Below are 18,505 nucleotides of genomic sequence, written 5' to 3'. Positions count from 1 at the left end.
CAAACTAGCGGACGACGACCACGCGGCCGTCGAGCAACTCGACCCTGCGGTCCGCCAACGCCATGAAGACGGGGTCGTGGGTGGAGACGATCGCCGCGATGCCGCGGTCGCGGGTGAGGTCCACCAGCAGTTCCATCACCGTCTCGGCGGTCTCGGAGTCCAGCTGGCCGGTGGGCTCGTCGGCGATCAGGATGTCCGGCGCGGACACGAGCGCCCGCGCGATGCCCACCCGCTGCTGCTGGCCGCCGGAGAGTTCGTAGGGCCGCTGTCCCGCATGTCGACCCAACCCCACTTGGTCGAGCACCTCCGCGACGCGCCGGTCCCGCTCGGCCGGCGCCACCTTCCGCAGCCGCAGCGGCACCTCGACGTTCTCCGCGGCCGACAGCACGGGGATGAGGCCGAACGACTGGAAGACGTAGCCGATCCGCTCCCGCCGCACCGCGAGCACCTCCTGCTCCGGCAGCTCGGAGAGGACCCGCCCGTCGTCGAGCACGACGCGCCCCGCGGTGGGTCGGTCGAGCCCGCCGAGGAGGTTGAGCAGCGTGGTCTTGCCGGAGCCCGACGGGCCGTAGACGACGGTGAGCGCGCCGGGCTCGACGACGAGGTCCACGTCGACGAGCGCGTGCACCGCCGCCTCGCCGCTGCCGAACGTGCGCCCGACCCTCTCGGCCCGTAGCACCTCACTCATCGCGTCTCCTCCTCGTGTTGCGAGCGGCGGGCCGCGGGTACGTCCTCATCGCCGGGATGCACCTCGACGTGCCGATCGCCCTTCTCCAGCCGGACCCGGTCCCGCAGCCCGAACTCCTCGACGTGGCCCGGCGGCAACTGGATGCGTCCGGCCTTGTCGATGACCGTGTACTCCTCGGCAAGCAGCCGCTCGGAGCCGTCCTCGTCGCGCACGGTGCGGCGCAGCACCTCCGTGGAGGTCCGCCCGTCGCGGATCTGGATGGTGCGCCGGACGTGCTCGCTGACGCGCGGGTCGTGGGTGACCACCAGCACGGTGGTGCCGAGCTGCGTCGCGGCGTGGCGCATCACCTCGAGCACCGCCTCGGAGTTTGCCTCGTCGAGCTCGCCGGTGGGCTCATCCGCGAGCAGGACTCGGGGCGAGTTGGCGAGGGCCGTCGCGATCGCGACGCGCTGCTGCTGCCCCCCGGAGAGCTCCTTCGGCAGGCGACCGGCCTGCTCCTCGACGCCGAGCAGTGCCAGCAGTTCCCTGACCCGCGCGTCGCGATCCCTCGCGCCGCCGATCACCATCGGCAGCGCCACGTTCTCCGCGGCGGTGAGGAACGGCAGCAGGTTGCGCGACGTCTGCTGCCAGACGAAGCCGACGATGTTGCGCTGGTAGTCCACCCGCTGCCGCTGGGACATCGCGAGCAAATCCATGCCCGCCACACGCGCGCGGCCGCCGGTCGGGCGGTCGTGGCCGGACAAGATGCCCAGCAGGGTCGACTTGCCGGACCCCGAGGCGCCGACGAGCGCGACGATGTCACCCGGATCGACGGTGAGGTTCAGCCCCTGCAGGGCCTGCACCTCGATCCCTTCGGTGTGGTAGATCCGGACGAGGTCCTCGCACCAGATGTCGGGATGCTGGTCGAGGTGGTGCCCTCGTCGCGCGGCGTGCTGGTCGCTGGTCATCGTTCGTCCCCGATTCGTAGGGCCTGGGCGAGGTCGGTCCGTCCGGCGAGCCAGGCGCTCACCGTCACGGCGGAGGTCACGGTCAGGAGCAACGCCAGCAGCACGAGCCCGAGCGCCGCCGGATCGACGAAGAGTGCAGGCGCTTGCGTGTCGCCGGTGAGCCCGGTGAGGTCGAGGGTGTGCGTCAGGAGGGCTGCGATGCCGACGCCGACGCCGGCGCCGATGACCAGCGCGGCCACGGCCGCCGGCGCCAGTTCCCACCCGACGAGTCCCCGAGCCTGACCGCGGCCGAGCCCCTGGGTTCGCAGCACCGCGAGCAGTTCGGCGCGGCTGCGGGAGCCCATCAACTGGACCACCACGATCGCGAGGGCGGTGAGCAGGCCCGTGACGGCCGCCGCGGCGACGAAGGTGGTGGTCAACCCCCGGACGACCACGCTCTCCTCGTTGCGGGCGAGCCCGGCGGCGACGGTGCTGGCGCGGCCGTGCAGCACGAGACCCTCCAGCTCCCGACCGACCGCGTCCAGGTCCGCGCCCGGCGCGGTCGCCACGAACGCCAGCCCCGACGCGGGCACCCGCCCGCCCGCAGCCTGCCAGGTGGACGCGGACACCAGCACCCAGCGGCTGGTCGTCTCCGTCCCGGGCAACCGGTCGAGGTGCCCGACGACCCGGACGTCACCCACGCCGCCGAGGCTCGCCGTGCCCGACCGCGCCGCCACGTCGCCGCCGGTGACCACGGCGTCGCCGTCGAAGAGCGAGGCCGGCGGAGCGTCGACCTGGGGGGACTGTGCCCAGACCTCCGCCATGGCGTCGTCGACGATCCAGACGCGGACCGACTCGGTGCCGCCGTCGGCGCTCAGCGACTGGTCGCTGGTGGACTGGGCCAGCCGCCCGGCCGCGGTGACCCCGTCCACCTCGACGATCCGCGCCATCACCTCGTCCGTGATGCCGCCGCTGAGCCGCGCGGCGGCGCCGTTGCCGTTCCAGACGGCCTCCTCGGCACCGCGCGTCACCGTGCCGATCATGACGGCGGACAGCATCGTCATGCTCGCGCCCAGCACGATGGCGAGGGTGGGCACGACGCCGCCGACGGGGTCCCGAAGGGCGCGGGCCGACCCGAGGAAGGCCGTGAGGGAGCGCCCGCGCTTCGCGGACGTTGTGATGGTCGCCAACGGCAGCGGGTACAGGCGCACGGTGAGCAGGACGGCGGCCAGAGCGACCAGCACGGGCGTGGCGACGGCGAGGAGGTCGATGCCGTCCGCGGAGCCCTGCTGGGTGAGCAGCTGCCACGTGGCCGCGACGGCGAGGGCGACCACCCCGAGCTCGGAGGCGAGGCGGACCCGGCTGCCCCGGGCAGAGAGATCCGATCGTGCGGGCCGGCCGGGCGGCCGGCGCAGCGCCACCGCGAGTGCCCCCGCCGGCGCGAGCCCGATCAGGAGCGTCACCGCCCACAACCACCACGGGGACACGCCCTCCACCGCGAGCGCGACGAGGTGACCCGTCACCGCCGCGGGAAGACCGAGCGCGGCACCCTCGAGGGCGATCATCGAGCGCAGCTGCTCAGGCGACGCGCCGCGGGCGGTCATGAGTTCGAGATGGCTCCTTCTGCGGACCACGACCAGCCCGGCCCCGAGCCACAGCACGGCCGCAGCCACGCCGACGGGCCCCGCGGCGACGACAGCCACGAGCGTCGTGGCCGCCTGCTGCTCCTTCGCGACCCGCTGGAGCGCGGCGCCGAGCGCCGACTCGAACTGCACGTCGACCGACAGGCCGTCGGGGGCCGACTCGGCGTCCACCAGGGTGTGGCGCGCGCTCAGCATGGAGGTGAGCTGTCGCTCGAGCTCCGCGACCTCGACATGGCCTTGCAGGCGCGTGACGTCGACGGGGTACCAGAGCCAGTCCACCCACTGCGTCGACGCCTGCTCGAACAGCGAGCCCTCGAAGCCGGGATCCAGGTAGGCCGTGACGGTCGCCTCCTCGCCCAGGTTGGGGTCCACCGAGATCGACAGCCGGTCGCCGGTGTCGAACAGCTCCCAGCGGCTGTCGCCCGGATCGGCGGGCCGGACGGTGCCCACCAGCAGGAAGTGCTCGCCGAGCGGGGCGCCCACGTCGACGCCGAGGCGGTCGGCCACCTTCTCGGCGAGCACCACCTCGTACGGCCGCGCCGAGCCGCTCGGCCAGCGGCCCTCGACCAGCCTCATCACGGACTGGAGCGAGGGGGTGAGGACGGGGTGGACGTTCACCCGGAACAGGCCCGAGGCCTCGAAGTCCGGCGTGTGGCTGACCGGCAATGAAGTGCGGGAGAGGAACTGGGCCGGCTGCAGGAGCTCCCTGAGCGGCGACGGGCGCGACTGGCGCACGTCCTCCGCGCCGGCCTCGAGCGCCTCCCACGGGTTGACCGGAACGGCATCGGCCCACTCGCGTGGGGGAAGATCATGGGTCCAGCGCGCCTGCGGCTCCCGCTCGTAGGAGGCCAGCGAGGCGACGGTGTGCTGAAGCTGCTGGTCCGCCACCGTCGACATGGCGCGCGGCACCGCCGTCGCGGTCAACGAGGCGAGGAAGGTGAGCGCCGCGAGCGCGACCAGCACCCAGGGATCGGCGCGGAACATCCGCAGCCAGGGCCGGCGCAGCGTCATCGCACCTCCTCCCGGTACTCCGTGTCCAGCGCGTCGGCGGCGACGCGGCGCCGCAGCCACCAGAGGACCACGGAGACCGCTGCCGCGCCCAGGACGAGCAGGGCCAACCACGGCGTGGTGTGCAGGGCGAGGGCGGCCGGGAGCTCCACCTGGCCGGGGGCGATCGTGGCGCGTGCCAGCGGCGGCACGACGACCAGGCTCACCGCCCACCCGGCAGCGAGCCCGAAGGCGACCGAGGCGACCACCACGGCGGCGAGCTCGGCGGCGCGCGAGCGCGCCTGGTCGGCGCGCGCCATGCCCAGGGCGCGGAGCACCGCGATCTCGGCGCGGCGGTCGGTGGTCATGGCGCGGGTGGCGGCCGCGATGCCGGTGACCGCCAGAAGCGTCGCCCCGGCGCTCGCCACCCAGAAGATCGTCCGCGCCGCGCTGGTCGGGTCGCTGGCGACGGAGCTGCCCGCCACCTTCACCGTCGCGCCGGTGGATCCGGCCAACGCGCGGGCCACCTCCCCAGGGTCGCCCGGTGCTCGGACCCACAACTCCGATGGGGGGCGTAGTGCATCACCGGCCGCCGCGAACGTGGCGGCGACGCCCGTGACGTCGACGAGCGCCCCCACCGGGCGGGTGTCGCCCGGCACGGCAGGGGTGATGGCGACGAGACGGGCGGAGACGGAGCGGTTCATGAGCTGCATGCGGAAGTCGTCGCCGACGGCGAGGGCGGCGGCGTCGGCGGCCGCCTCGGTGAGTGCGACCCGGATGGGCGAATTGGCAACGGGGCGGCCCGCTGGGTCTGAGTTCGTCGGGCCGGCCGGCTCGGTCGCGGGGGAGATGCTGCTGCCCCAGAAGCCCTCATCGACCGTCGTCGCGTTGACGGACCATGCCGGCCCGCTCGTGTCCAGCCGTGGGCGGACCGAGAGGGCGTTGTGCTCCAGTTGCCGCAGTTCCTGGTTGTCCGAGATCTCGAGGACGCTCCAGCGGATCTGGGGGGTGGCCGCATCACGCTCCGCCAGCGCGGCAGCCGCGAGGTCTGGGGTGGTGGCCTCGTGGGAGGCCCAGTCATCGGTGGCGTCGGCGAAGAGGTCGGTGCCTTCCGAGGTGCGGAGAGAGGCCGTGAGCTCCACCGTGCGGGGCCAGTGCCCGAACTCGTCGGAGCTCTCGAGCTCGAGGCTGACGGCGGTGACTGCGAACCGTCGGCCCGGATCCAGGCCGAACTCCATTGCCCCCGAGAACCTGGCCGGCTCCGCCCGGAAGCCGGATTGGCTCGCGTGGTCCCAGTCGATGGCCGGCCCGTCTGCGGCCACGGTTCCCAGCCCCACTTGCTGGACGAGGCCCGATTCGAGGTCACGCACCGACAGGGTGACGCTGAGCCGGACAGGCGCCGACAACGTCGCGGCCGTCTCGGCCAGGAACGCCTCCACCTCCCGATCCGCGTCCGGCGCCGGGAGAGTCGGCTGGTCGCGGGTGACGCGGTCGCGCCACTCGTCGGCCAGCGCCTCCAGATAGGCGACGCCCCAACGGTCGTAGCCGACCTTGCCCTCAAACTCCAGCGTGAGTCCGGACGTGCCCTCCGGCACCACCAGGGAAGCCGGGCCCTGCTCGTCGGCCGTGAAGGCGTCCGGGACGGCGACGGGGCCGTCGGCGACCGCCGCGAACCGGCCGGGCACGACGGCGGTGGCGGGCACCTCGAGGTCGCCGATCGTCGCACTGTCCACCAGCCAGACCGGCGTCGCCACGGCGTCGCCGGCCAGCCCGAACTGCTCCTCCAGCGGGGGTGCGACCCGATCGGCAGGCGCCGGCGGCAGGCGCGTCAGGGTCGCCCTGAGCGGGGCGCCGTCGGCCAGCGCGGTCATGTCGTCGCGCAACTGGGCGGAGGTGCCGGAGTAGCCGGCCGAGACGGTGGCCGCACCGGTGGCCAGCACGGTGAGGACCACCGGCACCGCGAAGCCCCCGAGGCGTCGGGCCACCTGCATCGCGGTCAAGAAGGGGGCGACGGAGCGCCCTCGACGCACGGCCACGGCGGCGAGTGCGGCCAGCGGCCCCATGAGTCCGAGCGCGACGACGCCGGCGGCGGCGAGCAGGAGTGCGGGCGCGGCCCCGGCCACGAGGTTGACCGAGTACCCACCGTCCTCGCCGATGGTCAGCGGGGAGCCGGACCTGAGGTACTGCCACAGCGACACCGCCGCGGCCAGGAGCACGAACGCCAACCCCACACCCGTCACGGCGCGGGCGGTGCGGCCAGAGCGGTCGACGGCGTGGCCGGGGACCAGCACCCGGCGGACCTGCAGCGCCAGCAGGCCGAGGACGATGGCCAGCGTCGCTGCGTATGCGGACGCCGCGGCGCCCAGCACCGTGCGCCAGTGGGGTGCGCCCTCGGGGACGAGCAGCATCGCGCCCAGCGCGGCACCGGTTCCCAGAGCGGCGCCGACGCTCACCGCCACGATCGATTCGGCAGCGCCCAGCGCGAGCAGCTGCCGGGCGCTGGCCCCGCGCGCCACCAGCAGCGCCAGCTGCGCCTCGCGGGAGTCGCCCAGTAGGCGCGCCACCTGCACCACCGCGAGGACGGTGACCAGCGCCAGGACGGACAGCGGGATCGCGCCCAGCGCGCGGGAGACCATGAGGTTGCGGGCGGCGGTCGAGGCGGCCCGTGCCAGGTCGCCCTCGACCGTGATCCCGGAGACCGCCACGTCGCTGCCGCGCAGCTCCAGCCGCAGCCGCTCCGCACCGTCGGCGTACGCGCGCAGGTCGTCCGGGGCGAGGCGTCGCACGTCCGGGGTCACGACGAAGGTCACGCTACCGTCGGCGGTCTCGGCAGCGACGAGCACCGGGGCGGGGGAGAACGTCTCCTCGATGACGTCACGCGCGGACCGCTCCTGACCGGCGGGGTCAGGGGCGAGCCGCGTGCGGAGCCGGAGCGACTCGTCGGATCCGGCGACGGAGTCGCGCGCCGTCGCGGTGGCCGCGGCCGTCGTGTAGCCGACGGTGCCGGCGATCACGCCGGTGGTCGCCGCGACCAGCGCGAGCAGCGTGAGGAACAGGCCCGAGGCCGCCCGCGCCCGCGACGCCGCGAGACCCGGCCAGGAAAGCATGTCCGCCATGAAACCACACCGGGCCCCGGACCGGGCGCCGGACCGGGGAAAGGCCCACCGGCGACAAGGCCGGCGGCGCTCACTACCATTGGCCCATGGCCTACCACGCGGACGCATCGGAGCTCGAGGACAAGGAAGTGCTCACCTGGCAGGGGCTCGGTGACGCCACTGACGACCTGGCGAGGTCGATCGTCGACTCCGGGTTCCGGCCCGAGATCGTCATCGCCGTCGCCCGCGGGGGCATGCTGCTGGCCGGCGGGCTCACGTACGCGCTCGGCGTGAAGCTCACCGACGCCATCAACGTCGAGTTCTACACCGACGTCGAGCAGACGCTCCCGGACCCCATCCTCCTGGCGCCCATGCTCGACACTGAGGCGGTCTCCGGCAAGCAGTTGCTCATCGTCGACGACGTGGCGGACTCCGGCCGCACGCTCGCGCTGGTCATCAAGCTGCTCCGGGGCTTCGGCGCCGACGTGCGATCGGCGGTGCTGTACTCGAAGCCGTCCACGATCATCGAGCCCGACTACGTCTGGAGGAGCACGGACCAGTGGATCGTGTTCCCGTGGTCGGCCAAGCCGCCGTTGCTGGGTGCCGAATGACGGCGGTCGCCCGGCTGCTGCTGCTCGCGGTGCTGGCGGGCATGGTGTCGGTCGTGTCACCGTCGACGAGCGCCTGGGCCTGCTCCTGTGAGGAGTTGACCCTCGCCGAGCAGGCGGCGTCAGCCGACCTCGTCGCCCGGGTCGAGGTGCTCCAGGTGGACGACGACGACCTCGCCCGTCCGATCGTCTACACCGTCTGGCCGCGCCAGGTCTGGAAGGGCGACGTGGGGAAGGCCTTCCGTGTGGAGACGCCGCAGCAGGAGTCCGCCTGCGGCCTGCCCGGGATTCCCGAGGGGGAGGACCTCCTGCTCATGGGGTTCGTGACCTCCTCCGGCGGTTACGAGACGGGCCTCTGCACCGGCACCCGCGCGGCCACAGGGGAGGCTGTCGACGAGGTGGTCGCCGCACTGGGTCCCGGCACGCAGGTCACGGGTGAACCGCTTCCCGTCGACGAGTCGACGGGCGATCCCGGCGCGGTTGACCCGACCACCGGTCCCGACGCCGTCGACCCCTGGTTCACGGTGGCCGCAACGGTGCTGGCGGCGCTGCTCGGCGTCGTGCTGTGGCAGATCTTCAGCCGACGGCGACCGCCGCGCTGAGTTGCCGCGGCCTTGCATAATGTTGCCGTCTTCGAGGAGGAGAAATCATGGCCGAAACCCGCACCTACGACCCGTCCGAGGGCGACGACCTGGCGAAGCTCATCCGTGAGGCGCTGGGGGAGAACGTGCGCCCGAACGAGCCCGGATCGCGCTCGACGGCTGCACCCGAGGCGGGTGACGACGACGGCGATGACGGGCCCACGCTCGTCGACCTGCCCGACCTCTCCTTCTGAAAGCAGAAAGTGGCAACCGCCGTGGCACCCAGCCGGGCGGCGACTAGGCTGACCCCGTATCGATCCAAAGATGTAAGGAAGCACTGTGACGTTCGAATGGACTGACACCGACGCCCGCGCGGTGGACACCGCCCGGGTCCTCGCAGCCGACGCCGTGGAGAAGGTCGGCAACGGCCACCCCGGCACCCCGATCTCGCTCGCGCCCGCGGCCTACCTGCTCTACCAGAAGGTCATGAACACGGACCCGGCCGACGAGAAGTGGATCGGCCGCGACCGCTTCGTCCTGTCCGCCGGTCACGCGTCCATGCTGCAGTACGCCCAGCTCTATCTCGGCGGGCTCGGCCTCGAGCTCGAGGACATCCAGTCGCTGCGCACGTGGGGCTCGAAGACGCCGGGTCACCCCGAGTACGGCCACACGCGCTTCGTCGAGTGCACCACCGGCCCGCTCGGCGCGGGCGTGAGCAATGCCGTCGGCATGGCCATGGCCGCACGCCGCCAGCGCGCCATCTTCGACCCCGAGACCACGCCGGGCGAGTCGCTGTTCGACTACAACGTCTACGTGATCGCCGGCGACGGCTGCATGCAGGAGGGCGTGGCCCAGGAGGCCTCGTCGCTGGCCGCGACCCAGAAGCTCGGCAACCTGATCATGATCTACGACGACAACCGCATCTCGATCGAGGGCGAGACCAAGATCGCCTTCACCGAGGACGTCGCCGCCCGCTACGAGGCGTACGGCTGGCACGTCGCCACCGTCGACTGGACCAACGGCGGCACCGAGTACAAGGAAGACGTCGAGGCGCTCTACAACGCCATCGAGGAGGCAAAGAAGGTCACCGACCGTCCCTCCTTCATCAAGCTCACCACCGTCATCGGCTGGCCGCTGCCCAACAAGGCCGGCGACCACAGCGTCCACGGCTCGAAGCTGGGCGGCGGCGAGATCGCGGCCATGAAGGAGCGCATCGGCTTCCCGAACGAGCCCTTCGCCATCGAGCAGGAGATCGTCGAGCACACCCGCAAGAACTTGGCCGAGCGGGGCAAGGCCGCACGCGAGGCCTGGAACGAGCGGTTCGAGGCCTGGAAGTCCGCCAACGCCGCCGGCGCCGAGCTGCTCGAGCGCGTCCGCGCCGGGAAGCTGCCGCAGGACCTGTCGCTGCCGGTGTTCGAGGAGGGCTCGCACTCCACCCGCGCCGCCTCCGGTGAGGTGCTCGCCGCGCTCGCCGACCAGCTGCCCGAGCTGTGGGGCGGCTCCGCCGACCTCGCCGGCTCGAACAACACGACGATGAAGGGCCAGCCGAGCTTCCTCCCCGAGGACCGAACGACCGAGGACTGGCCCGGCAACATGAACGGCCGCACCCTCCACTACGGCGTGCGCGAGCACGCCATGGGCGGCGTCGTCAACGGCATCACCCTCGGCAGCCTCACCCGCGCGTACGGCGGCACCTTCCTGGTGTTCTCCGACTACATGCGCCCGGCCGTCCGCCTCGCCGCGATCAGCAAGACGCCGAGCATCTTCGTCTGGACGCACGACTCGGTCGGCGTCGGCGAGGACGGCCCGACGCACCAGCCGATCGAGCACCTCGCCGCGCTCCGCGCCATCCCCGGCCTCAGCGTCGTCCGCCCGTCGGACGCGAACGAGACCGCCGTCGCGTGGGGCGAGATCCTCCGTCGCACCGACAAGCCGGCCGGACTCATCCTGTCGCGCCAGAACCTGCGCACCATCCCCCGCGGCGAGAAGTACGCCTCGGCCGAGGGTGTCGCCAAGGGCGGCTACGTCGTCAGCGAGGCCTCCGCCGAGCCCAAGGTGATCCTGATCGCCACCGGCTCCGAGGTCGAAGTCGCGCTCGACGGCCAGGAGAAGCTCGAGGCCGAGGGCATCCCCACCCGCGTGGTGTCGATGCCCTGCCAGGAGTGGTTCGACGAGCAGTCCGAGGAGTACCGCGAGGAGGTGCTCCCGAGCTCGGTCACCGCGCGCGTGAGCGTCGAGGCCGGCATCTCCATGGGCTGGGGCAAGTACGTCGGTGCCAAGGGTGCCTCCGTTTCGATCGAGCACTTCGGCGCCTCCGCCGCCGGCGCGAAGATCTTCGAGGAGTTCGGCTACACCGCCGAGAACGTCGCCAACACCGCGAAGGCACTGCTGGGCTGACCCGCTCGCCGGGTTTACCTGTCTCCGTTCGATTCACCAGCCGGATCCGGCAGGTTTTTCGAACGGAGGCAGGTGCCTTTGCGTTAGGCCCCGTTTCCCAACCCGCCGCCGCGAATTGGGGGCGCGCCGTACGCTTGGACCATGTCGACTCCGCTGAACAAGCTCCAGTCCATGTTCCACAAGCCGTCGGTGCTCGAGCTCGACCTCGCCCGCGGCGTGATCGAGATCCGCCCCAACAGCCCGTTGCAGGCGATGCAGGTGCTGAACGCGACGACGATGTCGGCGCTGCGCGACGCCGTGACCGAGGCCATCAAGGACGACCACGTCAAGGGGCTCATCGTCCACGCGGCCAACAACACGCTGCCGGTGTCGATGCTCGACGAGATCGCCCTCGAGATCGAGCGGTTCGGCGCCCACAAGCCGACCGTGGCGTGGGCCGAGACGTTCGGCGAACTGGTGCCGTCGCTCGCGATGTACAAGCTGGCCACCGCCGCGAAGGAGATCTGGCTGCAGCCCAGCGGCATGCTCACCATCGAGGGCTACGAGTCGCAGATCCTGCTGCTGAAGGGCGGCTTCAACAAGCTGGGCCTCGAGCCCGAGTTCGGGCAGCGGCACGAGTACAAGACCGCGGCCAACACCTACGCCGCAGACGAGGTGACCGAGCCCCACCGCGAGATGATGCACTCGCTCGTCGGTGACCTCCTCGAGGACGCCGTCAGGACCATCGCGAAGCGCCGCGGCCTCGACGAGGGCTTCGTCCGGCAGGCGCTGGACACCTCGCCGGTCACCCCCGAACGGGCGCTCGAGGCCGGTCTCATCGACCACATCGGCTACCGCGACCAGGTGTACTCGACGGCGCTCGACGCGTGGGGCGCCAAGCCCGACGAGCTGCGCTACGTCAACCGCTACAACCTGAAGCCGGACATCGCCAAGGCCCTCTCCGGACGCAAGCGCAAGAAGATCGGCGTCGTCCCGATCCGTGGGCCGATCGTCACCGGCCGCGGGAGCGCGGGACTCAACGGGCAGACCGTCGGCGCCGACCACATCGACGAGCAGCTGCGCGCTGCGCAGCGCGACGACGACATCGTCGCGGTGATCCTCGACGTGGACTCGCCCGGCGGCTCGGCCGTCGCGTCCGACTTCGTCCGTCGCGGCGTGTTGCAGCTGCGCGAATCCGGCCGAAAGGTCGTGGCCCGCATGGGAGGCATGGCGGCCTCGGGCGGCTACTTCGTCTCGATGGGCGCCGACGAGATCGTGGCGCTCCCGTCGACGCTGACCGGGTCGATCGGCGTGCTCGGCGGCAAGCTCGTCACCCAGGGCCTCTACGAGAAGCTCGGGCTGGTGCGCGAGAGCGTCAAGTCCACCGAGGACGGCATGCTGATGAGCCCGGCCGAGCCGTTCAGCGAGGACGAGTGGCGCCGGCTCAACGAGTGGCTGGACCGCGTCTACGAGGACTTCACCTCGAAGGCGGCTGAGGACCGCGGCATCGAGTACGGGCAACTCGAGTCCATGGCCCGCGGGCGCGTGTGGACCGGTGCGCAGGCCGTCGAACGCGGCCTCGTCGACTACCTCGGCGGGCGCCGGGTCGCCCAGGAACGCGCCGCGCTGCTGGCCGAGGTGGACGTCGACGACGTCGACATCGTGCCGGTCGGCCCCGGCGGGCTGCTGGGCAAGCTGGTGCCGGCCGCCTCGTCGGAAGCGGTGGGCGGCACGGGCGGAACCCAGCCGCTCGGGGCGGAGTCGATGCTCAAGGCGATGCTCCGAGAAATGGGTCTCCACGTGGACGGCGCGCTCAGCCTGCCGTACCGGATCACGATCCGCTGACCGCGCGGGCAGTTTTGGTCCTTCCTGTGGATTTCGTAGAATGACGTGGGCCCGTGTGGGCCGACACAGAACGAGGGGCCCTTGAACAAGAAGCAGAACAAGAAGTGGATGTGGGCCGGCGTCGGCACCGGAGCAGCGGTGCTCCTGGCCGGCGGCGCCTACACCGCCGCTTACTTCGTGGCAGGCAACCAGGTCCCCGCGCACGCGGCCGCCGGTGACGTCGCGATCGGGGGGATGAGCCCCCGGGAGGCGCAGGAGACGCTCCGCCGGGTCTTCGAGCCCCGCGTGAGGCAACCCATCGAGATCGCCACGGCCGCCGGCGACAACATCGAGTTGATCCCTGACGAGGCCGGGTTGAACGTCGACTACGAGGCGACGGTGGCCGCGGCCGGTGGAGGGTTCAGTTGGAACCCCGTCAACATCTACCGCTCCCTCGCGGGTGGCGATCAGGTCGACATCGTCTACACCGTCGACGAGGAGCAGTTGCAGTCGTCGTTCGCGGAGAAGGCCGACGCGCTCGCCGTCGAGCCCGTGGACGCCACGATATCCCTCACGGAGGGGACGGTCTCCACCACCGCCGCCGAGGTGGGCTACCAGCTCCAGGTCGAGGCGACCGCCGAGGCCTTCCGCCAGGCGTTCGAGAACGGCGAGACCCGCATCGAGGCCGTCGGTGAGGAGATCCAGCCCGCGGTCACCGACGCGGACATCAAGGCCTTCGCCGACGGCGCCCTCAAGAAGGCCATGACGGGCCCCATCTCGCTCACCAGCGACGGCGGCAACGTCGAGCTGACGGAGGAGGAGGTCGCGCAGACCCTCACGATCACAGGTGAGGGCAAGGACCTCGCCGTCGGCTTCGACGAGGCGACGCTCACCGAGCTCACCGCCGACGACCTCGAGGACCTGCAGGTCAAGGGCGGCCCGAAGAACGCGTCGTACAAGCTCGAGGGCGGGCAGGTCGTCGTCGTGCCCGGCCAGAAGGGCCTCGCCGTCACACCGGAGGCCGTGACCAAGGCGTTCGGCGAGGCGCTGAACGGTGAGAGCCGGACCGTCGCGCTGGAGGCCACCGAGCAGGAGCCCGAGTTCACCACCGCCCAGGCGGAGCAGCTGAAGCCGACGCAGGTCATCGGCGAGTACTCCACCCGCTACCCGCACGCCGCCTACCGCAACACCAACATCGGCAAGGCCGCGACGATGGTCAACGGCACCGTCCTACTCCCGGGCGACACATTCAGCCTCAACCGCAAGCTGGGGGAGCGCACCGAGGCCGCCGGGTGGGCCGCAGGCTACGTGATCTCGGGCGGCAACCTCGTCCGCGAGGCGGGTGGCGGCGTCTCGCAGGCCGCGACAACGCTGTTCAACGCCGCGTTCTTCGCCGGCTTCGAGGACGTCGAGCACAAGCCGCACTCGCTGTACTTCGCCCGTTACCCCGCCGGCCGCGAGGCGACGGTGTACTACGGCTCCGTCGACCTCAAGTTCCGCAACAACACCGACTACCCGGCGCTCATCCAGGGCTCCTACAGCGCCTCCTCCGCTGGCAAGGACGGCTCCGTGACCTTCCGGATCTGGTCGCGTCCCACGTGGGACAAGGTCGAATCCACCGAACTCGTGAAGTCCGACTTCTACGAGGGCACCGAGCGCGTCCTCGACACGGACAACTGCGAGCCACAGGCGCCCATCCAGGGCTTCACCGTGAACTACAAGCGACTGTTCTACAAGGACGGTCGCGTGGTGAAGGAAGAACCGTTCCGCTGGAAGTACAACGCCGGCGACCGTATCACCTGCGCCGACGACTGAGCCGGGCGAACGCGCGCGGTCACGACCTTGGCCCCCTCCGCCAGTGGGGATAGGCTGTTCCCACACCCGTCATAGGAGAACAACGTGACCTACATCATCGCCTTGCCCTGTGTTGACGTGAAGGATCGTGCCTGCGTCGACGAATGTCCTGTGGACTGCATTTACGAGGGCAACCGCATGCTCTACATCCACCCGGATGAGTGCGTCGACTGCGGTGCGTGCGAGCCGGTGTGCCCCGTGGAGGCGATCTACTACGAGGACGACGTCCCGGAGGAGCACGCCGAGTACTACGACGTGAACGTGCAGTTCTTCGACGAGATCGGCTCGCCCGGCGGCGCGGCCAAGCTCGGCGTCATCGACAAGGACCACCCGGTCGTCGCGGCCCTGCCTCCGCAGGCCTGACGATGCTGGAGCTGCCCGGCTTCCCCTGGGACTCGTTGGCAGCGGCGAAGGAACGGGCCGCCCGGCATCCGGGCGGCCTCGTCGACCTCTCGGTGGGAACCCCGGTCGACGACACCCCCGACGTCGCGCGCGCGGGCCTCGGCGCCGCCTCCAACGCCCACGGCTACCCGACGGTGTGGGGCACCCCTGAGTGCCGGCAGGGCATCGTCGACTACGTGGAGCGACGGTGGCACTCGCCCTCGCTGCGCCACGAGTCCGTGATGCCGGTCATCGGCACCAAGGAGATCGTCGGCTGGTTGCCCACGCTGCTCGGACTCGACGCCCACGACGTCGTCGCGTACCCGGTGGAGGCGTACCCCACCTACGAGATCGGCGCCCTGGCGTCGGGTGCTCGGCCGGTGCCGTGCGACGACCCGGCCGAGCTCCCGTCGAACACCCGGCTGATCTGGATCAACTCGCCCTCCAACCCCACCGGTCGCATCCTCTCCGTCGACGAGATGCGCGCCTTCGTTGCCCGCGCCCGTGAACTCGGGGCCGTGCTGGCCAGCGACGAGTGCTACGGCGAGTTCGCCTGGGACGCCGAGGCGGTGTCCGTGCTGGACCCGCGCGTCTCCGACGGCGACCTCACCGGCCTGCTGGCGGTGCACTCGGTGTCGAAGCGATCGAACGCGGCGGGCTACCGGGCGGGATTCGTCGTCGGCGACCCCGAACTGGTGCAGGGGCTCGTCGGCATCCGGAAGCACCTCGGCATGATGGTGCCGGCGCCGATCCAGGCCGCCCTCGTCGCGATGCTGGCCGACCACGACCACGTCGAGGCCCAGCGCGAGCGCTACCTTGCGCGACGGGCCACGCTCCGCCCGGCGCTCGAGGCGGCCGGGTTCACCATCGACCACTCGGAGGGCAGCCTCTACCTGTGGGCCACCCGTGGGGAGGACTGCCGCGCCACGGTGGACTGGTTCGCCGACCGCGGCATCCTCGTCGCCCCCGGCGACTTCTACGGTCCGACTTCCGGCCGGCACGTGCGCGTCGCGCTCACCGCCTCCGACGAGCGCATCGCCGCGGCTGCGACGCGGTTGGCCGCGGGCTAGGCCCGACGGCCCTCCGCCCGCCGCCCCGGGCCGCTGCGGGACTCGCCCAACGCGGGCAGCTTGGGCTCGCTGTCCTCCACTAGCACGCGGAGCCATCGGAGCCCCGGCCAGTCGAGCGGCTGCGCCTTGGCGCGTGCGGGCTGGGGCCGGGTGCCGCGCGAAGCCCGGAACTCGCGCCACGCGGCCGCCACGTCCTGGGCCGCCGAGCGCGTCCCGACGAACGCCACCGCGCCCGCGAGGGCCGCAGCGCCGGTGGTTCCGGCGAACACCATGCCCGGCCAGTGGCCACGCGTGGCGGCGAGCACCGCGAACGCCAGCAGCCCCAGACCCAGCACGTACGGCAGCACCACGAACAGCGCCGGCGCCGCCACGCGGTCGGCCACCTTGGGCGTGCGCGCGAACGGGATCTTCCGCTTGGTGATCGCCTGCTCCACGGACTTGGCGACGCCCGCCAGGTTCACCGGCAGCAGCACGAGGTTGAGGGCGAACACCTTCGGCATGTCGAGGAGGCGGTGGCCCACCGTCCGGAGGTCGAGTGCCATCGTCGCGAAGTAGGGGAGGGCCACCACGAACAGCAGCGGGCTGAGCAGCCACGTCGTCTCCGGCATGAGCAGCAGCAGCGCCGTGCCGACCGTGGTCCAGGCGGTGGAGCCCAGATAGTCGGCGCGCAGCAGCACCTCGGCGGGGGAGGCGTCGTCGTCGCGACGGCGCCTGCCACGCACCACGTCGAGGAGCTTCGGCAGGATGATCAGGCCGCCGTTGGCCCAGCGGCGGCGCTGGACGACGAGCGAGCCGAAGTCGGGCGGGGTGGCGCTGAAGCTGAGCCGCTCGGGATAGTTGTGGAGACTCCAGCCGTTGGCGACGAGGTCCATGCTGGACTCGGTGTCCTCGATCACGGTCCGGTCCTGGATGTAGGTGCGGACGACTCGCGGCCCGGCGGGGCCGTCCTCGATGCGGACCTCGACGATGTCGGCCAGGGCCTCTGTGCGGATGATGGCGTTCGCGCCCACCCAGAACGTGGCGTCGAACGCGGTACGGCCCTGGTGCTGCAGGTGCTGCAGGTCCGTGGTCATGCCGGCGACCCGCTCCACCCAGGTGCGCGCGCCGCGGTACGACGAGTGGGGAGTCTGGATCACGGCCATGCGCTCGTTGCCCGGCTGCTCCATCTCGTGCACCAGCCGGACGCAGTAGTCCGGGACGAGCAGGGAGTCGGCGTCGAGGGTCAGGACGTAGTCCGAAGCGGGCACCACCCGGTCGGGCGCCTCGCCGTAGCGGGCCGCGCGCAGCACGTCGAAGCGCCTGCCGGAGGCCGTCACGGTGTCGACGACCCACTCGCCACCCATCAGGCCGATGTACGAGTTCAGGTTCATGGCCTTGTTGGCCTCGTGCGAGAGGGAGGCGTAGCGCTTCCGCTCGAAGAGGTCGAGCCTTGCCGCGAAGATCCGTGCGAGGCGACGCAGCTGGCCCAGTCCCTCGCCGGCCGGGACGCCCGCGTCCGGGGCCGCTCGGAGCTGGTCGGCCTTCCGGCCGAGATCGCGGGCGAGCGACAGGAGGACCCGGTCGACGAAGAACTGGTCGGCGTGGTCACGGACCCGCTCGGCGTCGGCCAGTTCGACGAGCCAGGCGACCGCCTGCTCGTGCAGGTCGGCGATCGTCCCGGCGTGGAGGGGTGCCGACGGGTGGGCGGCCACGAAGCGCTCCGCCTCGGCGAGGGCGGCCGACAGCTTCTCCGACGGCTCCCGCAGGCGCGCCTGGATCTCGAAGGGGAGTAGACGGGTCTCCTCCAGCCTCGCGCGGGCCTCCGGATCCTCGGGGTCCGGGCGGTCGTCGACGAGCAGCACCACGTCGAGTTGCGGGAACTCCTGCAGCGCGGCGGACCACAGGGTGGCGCGGACGACGTGCGGCTCCTCGGCAGAGGAGGGGACGAGCACGGTCATCGACGGCTCGGAGACGAGGAAGTGGGCGTCGAGCGCCGCTCGGGGAACCCGGGCGTGGCCGGCCAGGCGGCGCAGCGCCCCGTCGCGCGTCACGAGGTACAGCAGGGCGGAGAAGCTCAGGAAGCTGATGATGAGGAGGAACGCGCCGACCGAGACGATGTCGCCGAAGCCGGCTTCGCCCAGCACGACCGAGGTGACCAGCCCGGAGAGCGAGTGGATGCTGACGACGAGCCACGCGATGGCCGTGATCGCCATGGCCGCCCAGCCGACGGGCCGGAGGGCGGGGTGCGGGCGGGCGTGGGTCGGCGCCGGATGGTCGTGACGGTGGGGCGGCGGCACGCTGGCGGCCAGGCCGTCCCGTCGAGCATCCAACGCGGCATCCATCCGCACGTCTTCGACCATCCTCTTCGCTTCCCTCCCGTCGACGGGACGTGCAGGGGAGTCTTCGGTCCGGTCGACGCACCACTGGGTCGCAGAAGAGGTTAGACGATTTCTGGCAGAAAACTGAAATTCTCTCAGCGGAGTCTCAGGCTGA

Annotated in this window: 13 protein-coding genes; 8 read left to right on the top strand and 5 right to left on the bottom strand. The window is 71.7% G+C overall.

Annotation, left to right across the window (positions count from 1 at the left end; all coding sequences use genetic code 11):
- Positions 1-4 precede the first annotated feature (4 nt).
- The 4 genes from BLR46_RS06970 to BLR46_RS06955 are packed head-to-tail and all read right to left on the bottom strand — an operon-like array spanning position 5 to position 7,351.
- Positions 5-688, bottom strand: coding sequence for an ABC transporter ATP-binding protein (locus BLR46_RS06970; protein WP_093250338.1), 684 nt, complete (start codon positions 686-688; stop codon positions 5-7).
- The gene (locus BLR46_RS06965; RefSeq protein ID WP_093250335.1) at positions 685-1,635 is read right to left on the bottom strand and encodes an ABC transporter ATP-binding protein; all 951 of its coding nucleotides are present in this window, start codon (positions 1,633-1,635) and stop codon (positions 685-687) included. The genes BLR46_RS06970 and BLR46_RS06965 overlap by 4 nt, the downstream gene beginning before the upstream one ends.
- A complete protein-coding gene (locus tag BLR46_RS06960; RefSeq protein ID WP_093250333.1) occupies positions 1,632-4,268 on the bottom strand; it encodes an FtsX-like permease family protein in 2,637 nt (878 codons plus the stop codon). The genes BLR46_RS06965 and BLR46_RS06960 overlap by 4 nt, the downstream gene beginning before the upstream one ends.
- The gene (locus BLR46_RS06955; RefSeq protein ID WP_143008235.1) at positions 4,265-7,351 is read right to left on the bottom strand and encodes an FtsX-like permease family protein; all 3,087 of its coding nucleotides are present in this window, start codon (positions 7,349-7,351) and stop codon (positions 4,265-4,267) included. Before BLR46_RS06955 ends, BLR46_RS06960 begins: the two co-directional genes overlap by 4 nt.
- Positions 7,352-7,446: 95 nt before the next feature.
- On the opposite strand from BLR46_RS06955, the gene BLR46_RS06950 reads away from it, so the two are divergent.
- The 8 genes from BLR46_RS06950 to dapC all read left to right on the top strand — a co-directional run bounded on the left by BLR46_RS06950 (position 7,447) and on the right by dapC (position 16,033).
- Positions 7,447-7,950, top strand: coding sequence for a phosphoribosyltransferase (locus tag BLR46_RS06950; RefSeq protein ID WP_093250328.1), 504 nt, complete (start codon positions 7,447-7,449; stop codon positions 7,948-7,950).
- The gene (locus BLR46_RS06945; RefSeq protein WP_093250326.1) at positions 7,947-8,549 is read left to right on the top strand and encodes a hypothetical protein; all 603 of its coding nucleotides are present in this window, start codon (positions 7,947-7,949) and stop codon (positions 8,547-8,549) included. The genes BLR46_RS06950 and BLR46_RS06945 overlap by 4 nt, the downstream gene beginning before the upstream one ends.
- A 47-nt stretch (positions 8,550-8,596) precedes the next feature.
- Positions 8,597-8,782 (top strand): hypothetical protein, encoded by a 186-nt coding sequence (locus BLR46_RS06940; protein WP_093250324.1) that lies wholly within the window; start codon positions 8,597-8,599, stop codon positions 8,780-8,782.
- A gap of 85 nt (positions 8,783-8,867) precedes the next feature.
- Complete coding sequence (tkt, locus tag BLR46_RS06935; protein ID WP_093250322.1) at positions 8,868-10,925, top strand: transketolase; 2,058 nt, start codon at positions 8,868-8,870, stop codon at positions 10,923-10,925.
- Between the two features lie 141 nt (positions 10,926-11,066).
- Entirely contained in the window at positions 11,067-12,749 is a 1,683-nt protein-coding gene (locus BLR46_RS06930; RefSeq protein ID WP_093250320.1) for a S49 family peptidase, read from the top strand.
- A gap of 81 nt (positions 12,750-12,830) precedes the next feature.
- On the top strand, positions 12,831-14,543 hold the full coding sequence (locus BLR46_RS06925) for a VanW family protein (protein WP_093250318.1): 1,713 nt from the start codon (positions 12,831-12,833) through the stop codon (positions 14,541-14,543).
- Between the two features lie 84 nt (positions 14,544-14,627).
- A complete protein-coding gene (gene fdxA / locus BLR46_RS06920) occupies positions 14,628-14,945 on the top strand; it encodes a ferredoxin (protein WP_093250316.1) in 318 nt (105 codons plus the stop codon).
- A 2-nt stretch (positions 14,946-14,947) separates the two neighbouring features.
- Positions 14,948-16,033: a succinyldiaminopimelate transaminase gene (gene dapC / locus BLR46_RS06915; RefSeq protein WP_093250313.1), complete on the top strand. Its 1,086-nt coding sequence runs from the start codon at positions 14,948-14,950 to the stop codon at positions 16,031-16,033.
- Here dapC and BLR46_RS06910 read toward each other — a convergent pair.
- A complete protein-coding gene (locus BLR46_RS06910; RefSeq protein WP_093250311.1) occupies positions 16,030-18,372 on the bottom strand; it encodes a glycosyltransferase family 2 protein in 2,343 nt (780 codons plus the stop codon). The genes dapC and BLR46_RS06910 overlap by 4 nt on opposite strands.
- Positions 18,373-18,505 lie beyond the last annotated feature (133 nt).

It is taken from the genome of Tessaracoccus oleiagri, assembly GCF_900103275.1.
Lineage (GTDB): Bacteria > Actinomycetota > Actinomycetes > Propionibacteriales > Propionibacteriaceae > Arachnia > Arachnia oleiagri.
The sequence above is the reverse complement of the archived record's forward strand: the minus strand, read 5'-3'. Positions and strand labels throughout refer to the sequence as shown.

Excerpts from the sequence above, each read along its gene's own strand:
- BLR46_RS06955 (WP_143008235.1), bottom strand. The coding sequence starts at position 7,351 with ATGCTTTCCTGGCCGGGTCTCGCGGCGTCGCGGGCGCGGGCGGCCTCG.
- BLR46_RS06970 (WP_093250338.1), bottom strand. The coding sequence starts at position 688 with ATGAGTGAGGTGCTACGGGCCGAGAGGGTCGGGCGCACGTTCGGCAGC.
- dapC (WP_093250313.1), top strand. The coding sequence starts at position 14,948 with ATGCTGGAGCTGCCCGGCTTCCCCTGGGACTCGTTGGCAGCGGCGAAG.
- BLR46_RS06965 (WP_093250335.1), bottom strand. The coding sequence starts at position 1,635 with ATGACCAGCGACCAGCACGCCGCGCGACGAGGGCACCACCTCGACCAG.
- BLR46_RS06950 (WP_093250328.1), top strand. The coding sequence starts at position 7,447 with ATGGCCTACCACGCGGACGCATCGGAGCTCGAGGACAAGGAAGTGCTC.
- BLR46_RS06940 (WP_093250324.1), top strand. The coding sequence starts at position 8,597 with ATGGCCGAAACCCGCACCTACGACCCGTCCGAGGGCGACGACCTGGCG.
- BLR46_RS06945 (WP_093250326.1), top strand. The coding sequence starts at position 7,947 with ATGACGGCGGTCGCCCGGCTGCTGCTGCTCGCGGTGCTGGCGGGCATG.
- BLR46_RS06960 (WP_093250333.1), bottom strand. The coding sequence starts at position 4,268 with ATGACGCTGCGCCGGCCCTGGCTGCGGATGTTCCGCGCCGATCCCTGG.
- BLR46_RS06910 (WP_093250311.1), bottom strand. The coding sequence starts at position 18,372 with ATGGTCGAAGACGTGCGGATGGATGCCGCGTTGGATGCTCGACGGGAC.
- BLR46_RS06930 (WP_093250320.1), top strand. The coding sequence starts at position 11,067 with ATGTCGACTCCGCTGAACAAGCTCCAGTCCATGTTCCACAAGCCGTCG.